Origin of the sequence: Acidovorax delafieldii 2AN (assembly GCF_000175235.1) — a bacterium.
GTDB lineage: Bacteria > Pseudomonadota > Gammaproteobacteria > Burkholderiales > Burkholderiaceae_C > Acidovorax > Acidovorax delafieldii_B.
In genome coordinates, this window is sequence record NZ_ACQT01000281.1 from 1 (window position 1) to 4407 (window position 4407).

Annotated in this window: 5 protein-coding genes; all 5 read right to left on the bottom strand. The window is 66.7% G+C overall.

The genetic code is table 11. The features are described 5' to 3' along the window. Positions 1–329, bottom strand: a 329-nt coding sequence (locus tag ACDELDRAFT_RS19615; protein WP_005799791.1) for an MFS transporter, incomplete at its 3' end; no start/stop codon positions are given. A 392-nt stretch (positions 330–721) separates the two neighbouring features. Further along, positions 722–1957 carry a CaiB/BaiF CoA transferase family protein gene (locus ACDELDRAFT_RS19620; RefSeq protein WP_005799793.1) on the bottom strand — a complete coding sequence of 412 codons (1236 nt, stop codon included), beginning with the start codon at positions 1955–1957 and terminating at the stop codon, positions 722–724. Positions 1958–1967: 10 nt separating this feature from the next. Continuing rightward, the gene (locus ACDELDRAFT_RS19625; protein ID WP_100084473.1) at positions 1968–2732 is read right to left on the bottom strand and encodes a nitroreductase; all 765 of its coding nucleotides are present in this window, start codon (positions 2730–2732) and stop codon (positions 1968–1970) included. 44 nt (positions 2733–2776) lie between these two features. Then, positions 2777–3382 (bottom strand): 2-phospho-L-lactate guanylyltransferase, encoded by a 606-nt coding sequence (gene cofC, locus ACDELDRAFT_RS23745; RefSeq protein ID WP_005799795.1) that lies wholly within the window; start codon positions 3380–3382, stop codon positions 2777–2779. Further along, a complete protein-coding gene (gene cofD / locus ACDELDRAFT_RS19635; RefSeq protein WP_005799796.1) occupies positions 3379–4323 on the bottom strand; it encodes a 2-phospho-L-lactate transferase in 945 nt (314 codons plus the stop codon). The genes cofC and cofD overlap by 4 nt, the downstream gene beginning before the upstream one ends. Between the last annotated feature and the right edge of the window lie 84 nt (positions 4324–4407).

The following is a 4407-nucleotide window of genomic DNA, read 5'->3' on the forward strand; positions in this document are numbered from 1 at the left end:
ATGGCGGCGCGCGCCAGCACCAGGGCGTCCAGCGACGTGGCCAGCGCTGCCGCCGCGGTGCCGAGGGCGCACCAGGCCAGGGCCAGCAGGATCACCCGCGGCTTACCGAAACGGTCGCCCAGCGGGCCGTAGACCCACTGCATCAGGCCGTAGGCGATGGCGTAGGAGGAAATCGCCGCCGACGCCTGTGCGGGGCTGGTAGCGAAGCTGTGGGCCAGCGCCGGAAGCATCGCGTCGCACAGGCGGGTAGAGGCCACCGCGCTGAAGCCTGCGACTGCAAGCAGGAACAGCAGCGGCGGCGCTTGTAGGGTCAGGTTTTCGGTAGACATGCTTATGATGCATTATGCATAATTTATGCATCACTGTCCCAGCCCCGTCCTCGATCAATCCACCCGCAGGTAGACCGCTTTCCCGTAGGGGAAACCGTCCATTGGCATCCAGCCACCCTTCCAGCCGTAGTCGCTGTGCTCGCAGCCGCCGAAGCCGCCGGCGGGATCGAGGGGGGGGCCCAGAAGGTGCCGCTGGGGATGCAGCGGAGCATCTTCATAACGGTGCCCATGTTGGTGGATCAGGGCCTGCTGCCCAGGGCGAGCGCCTCGTCGGTGGTGTCTCGAAGGGGATGACGCAGACCAGGGGTAGAAGATCTCTTTGCGCGCGACGGTGATCCCGTTGTTCATATCGCTGAAGACCGCCGGCCAGCAGCCGTGCCCTTCGTGCGCACCTAGATCACGCCAGCGGCGGACAGCCGATCCAGATCCTGCCTGGACATCTTCAGCAGGCCACCGTAGATCTCTTCGTTGGCCTGGCCGAGTGCTTGGGCGGGCTGGTCGAACTGGGCGTGGGCGTCGGAGAACTGGATCGGGTTGCCCATGCCTATCGCACGGGTGGCGGCGGAGGGTGGCAGCAGCTCCATCACGGCGCCCCGCGCGAGCAGTTGGGGGTCGTGCAGCACCTCCTGCGCCGTGCGCACGCGCACGGCGGGAATCTGGCGCTTTAGCAGTTCCTGCACAACGGCGGCGGTTGTCCTCGGTCCGGTCCATTCCTCGATGAGCCGGTTCAGCGCGATCGCGTTGCGCATGCGCGTGTCGCGGCTGGCAAAGCGCGGGTCGTTCTGCAACTCGGGGCGCCCCATGGCGTCAAAGAGTTCTTTCAGCCATTCCGGGCGGAACGCCACGATTGCGACCTGGCCGTCGCTGCAGCGGTAGGTGCCGAAGGGAACCATGCGATCCTGCGAATTGCCCGAGCGCATCGGATAGCCTGCCTGCGCGTAGATGTCGAAATGTTCCTCCGCAAGGATCGAGGCCAGGCAGTCCAGCATCGATACCTGGACATGCTGGCCCTTGCCGGTGCGCCCGCGCTGGATCAGCGCAGAAAGGATGCCGTTGACGGCGAACACGGGAGCCAGCAGGTCAGCGATCGGGATGCCGCAGCGCACCGGTGGGCCGTCGGCGAAGCCGGTGACCTCCATCAGTCCGCTGGCGGCCTGCACGAGGATGTCCACCCCCTTCACGCCGGGGTAGAGGCTGGGGACGCCGAAGGCGCTGATGGATCCGTAGACGATACGTGGGTTGGCGGCGCTCACCGCCTCGTAGCCCACGCCAAGGCGGGCGGCAGCGCCCTCGCTCAGGTTTTCCAGCACCACGTCGGACTCGCGCGCAAGCTGCAGGAAGAGGTCCCGGCCCTCGGCGCGCTTGAGGTCCAGCGTGACGCTTTTCTTGTTGCGCGCCCGGTTCAGGATGCTGAGGGAGACCTCGCCTTCCCTGCGTGGCCCGAAGTTCAGGCCTTCGCTGCCGACGAAGGGCTGGTTCGTGCGCGCGATGTCCCCGCCGCCCGGCGCCTCGATGTGGATCACCTCGGCGCCAAGGCCGCCCAGCAACAGGGCGCCATAAGGCCCGGCGACGGCCACCGTGAGGTCAAGTACGCGAATGCCCTCCAAGGGGCGGCTGGCTGCAGACATGCAATGCTCCTCACTCCACCCAGGTGACGATTTCGTCGAGATCCGCGCGCGCGGTGCGGAAATGGTTGGCGCGGTGATCGGGGTCTTCGTAGCCGAAGGAGATACCGCAGACGATGTGACGATCATCCGGGATGGGCAGGTGCTGGCGCAGGATGTCGGGCCAGGACGCGACCGCGGCTTGCGCGATGGCTCCTACGCCTAGCGAACTTGCGGCGAGCAGGAAGTTCGATACCCAGGCGCCGCAATCCATCACGCCATGGGTACCCAGGAGGGCGGGGCTGGTGACCAGGGCCAGGTGCGGTGCGCCGAAGAAGTGGAAGTTCTCCATTGCCTGGCGGGTCGAAGCATCGCGGTCGCCCTTGCCGACGCCGACGGCCTCGTACAGGCTCCAGCCGCAGGCACGGCGGCGGTCTCGGTACACGCCCTCGTACCCGAGTGGCCAGTCCAACTCCGGCGTGGCCGCTGCTCCGCTGTGTGCACGGGCGGAAATATCGGTGCGCAAACCCTCCAGCGCCGCGCCGCTGACGATGTGCACATGCCAAGGCTGTGCGTTGCACCAGGATGCGCTGCGGCCCGCAGTAGCCACTATGCGCGTGACCAGTTCGCGGGGCAGCGGCTGGGGCCGGAAGCCGCGGCAGCTGTGGCGCTGTGCGAGCAGGGCTGTGAATTGGTCATAGGCGGGTGTGGCCGGGGAGGTGCCTCCCGGCGCGCTGCTCGTCAGGGGAGGGCCGCCCGCTGGCGCTGCTACTGTCTCCTGCTGCTGAATGGATATCATTGATTTCACCATGAGGCTTGCCGGCCAGTCTGTTTTACATGACGCTAGATGGATAATAATGCATTATGCATAAAATAATTATGCAACCAGAAATCGTAGTCGGCCACGGTATCGAGGTCAAAGGCGAGGCCATGCAGTTGCACCACCCGGCAACATAGGCCTTGGCGCAGGGCTTCTTCTACATGGCGTTGGCGGCTGGCCTCGCCGTAGTGAAACTGGAAATTTGTACCCGGCGGCAGGCACAGCGCATTGGTGCCGGTGCCTGCGAGGTCGGTGGCCAGGATGACATCGTTCGATTGCACGATCGCACGCAGCTCATCGCTTTTGGCCAAAGGCAGGTCGCACGAAAGCACCAGCACACGCGCAGCCGTGCCGCGCAATGCGTGGACTGCCTGGCCGGCGGCCGCGTTGAGGCCGCAGTCCTGCTCGACCAGCACATGTGCTCCTGCCTTGCGAGCCATGGCCAGCACCCGCGGGCAGCGGCTGACAACCAGCGTGCGATCCAGGCCGGGATATTCGGCGGCAAGGGCGAGCGATCGGCGCAGTAACTCCGTGTTCAGCGCGTGTCGCGCATCCGTGTCGAGGAAGGGCGCGAGTCGGCTCTTGCCCTCCGAAATCGACTTCACCGGAAGAACCAGCCACGGACTCATGGGCACGCCATCCCTTCTGCAAAGCCGAGCACTTCGTGCGCCAGCTGGATGCGGTCGGGCATGGAACGCATCACCGTCCCTGTCACCAGTGGCGCGATGCCCAGCGCATTCACCGCGGAGGCGAGCGCCGCATCAGCATGGTCGAGCACGCAGGCGTCGATCAGCGGGCTATAGTGCCGCGCGACTTCGAGCGCCGAGACCTCCAGGCCCAATTCGCACATGATCTTGGCGGCGGGCCCCTTGATTGCCGCACCGCCGACGATGGGCGAGACGGCGATCACCGGCACGCCCGCCTGCCTCAACTGCGCGCGCATGCCGGGCAACGCCAGCAGCGGCGCAATGCTCAGGTACGGATTCGAGGGGCAGATCACGATAGCGCGCAGGCGCGGGTCGCGCAGCGCTTGCGTGAGTGCGGGCGAAGGTCGTGCCTGGGCCGCGCCCGCATAGCGCAGACCGAGAACCTCGGGCGCGCATTGCCGGCGCACAAAATAGTCCTGGAACCCGAGCTCGCCATCTGCCGTGTGCACCATGGTGCGCACCGGTTCGTTCGTCATCGGCGCGACCGGATGGGCGATGCCCAGGGACTGACACAGCTGCGCCGTCACCTGGGACAGTGTCTCGCCGGCGGCGAGGCGGCAGGTGCGGCGCACGTGGGTGGCGAGGTCCTGGTCGCCCAGGCGGAACCAGGTTTCTCCCCCGAGGCGCTGCAGGGCTTCCATGAAGTGCCAGGTCTCGCCCGCGAGGCCCCAACCGGTTTCCGGATTGGCGCGCCCGGCCAGGGTGTACATCACGGTGTCGAGGTCGGGGCAGACGCGCAGGCCGAGGTGATCGAAGTCGTCGCCGGTGTTCACCACCACCTGCAGCGCTTCGGGAGGGAGCACGGCCGCCAGGCCATGGACCAGCTTGGCGCCGCCGACGCCGCCGGCAAGGGCAATGATCATGCGTGTTTCTCCATGGTCAGCGGAACAGGTCGAATTGGCGCGGGCGCACCAGATCGTGCGCGCGGCCCGTGGCGGGTACGCCCG